1 protein-coding gene is annotated in these 918 nt (G+C 69.6%); it reads right to left on the bottom strand.

What is annotated here, in order from left to right:
* A partial coding sequence (locus tag GTP69_RS30835) for an ABC transporter permease (RefSeq protein WP_202424644.1) occupies nt 1-918 on the bottom strand: 918 nt, incomplete at both ends.

Consider the following 918-nt stretch of genomic DNA (forward strand, 5'->3'; position numbering starts at 1 on the left):
CCAGCGCCGCAATCGCCGCGCGGCCGGCGCCGTGCAGCTTGCGCAGCACGATCTCGCGCGCGCGCCGCTGCACGCTGTGCGCCGCCAGCACATAAATGCCAAACGCCGCCAGCACCAGCACCACCGCAGTGGCGCAGGCCAGCAGGTGCGCCAGCCGCACATCGTCCGCATAGGCTTGCGCGTGGTAGCTGGCCGCATGCCGTATCACCGGCGGACGGGTAGGGAAGTAGCGCTGCCACGTGTTCAGCATGGCCTGTTCCACCGCATCGGTTGGGCCTTGCACGCGGGCCGTCAACAGCCGGCTGTTGGTCGACAGCGAATACATGATCGGCTGCACCGGATCGCGCAAGGTCTCCCAGCGCAGGTCCGGCGCCACGCCGACGATCCGCGTCTGGGTGCCGTAGATGCGCTGTCCCACCGCGTCGCGCGCCGAGGGCCAGCCCAATGCGCGTACCGCCGCCTGGTTGAGCATCACGCTTTCCTCGCCCTTGCTTTCCGCCTGGTCGATGCGCGGGTCGAACAAGCGTCCGGCCAGCGGCTGCAGGCCGTACACCTGGAAGAACGAGGCGCCTATCCAATGCACCGAGACGCCAATATCGGTGCCATCGTTGCGCTTGACGGTCATGCTGCCGTGCGTGCCGGTATGGTCGTCGCGGCCCGGCAGGTCGCTGCTGTCGGCCACGCCGGTGACGCCGGGCAGCTGCGCCAGCGCATCGCGGAAGGCACGACCGGCGGGATCGTTGATGTCGACCGGCAGTTCCGCCGTCAGCAGCGGCGCCGGATCGAAGCCGGGAGAGGCTGAGGCGGCAAACTGGGTTTGCCACAGGATCGCCAGCGCAATGCTGCCCATGCCGATGGCGGCGGCAAACTGCAGCGCGGTCAGCGCGCGCCGCAGCCAGGCGCCGCCATCGGCATGGG

The organism is Duganella levis, from assembly GCF_009857605.1.
In the GTDB taxonomy this organism is placed as follows: Bacteria; Pseudomonadota; Gammaproteobacteria; order Burkholderiales; family Burkholderiaceae_D; genus Rugamonas; species Rugamonas levis.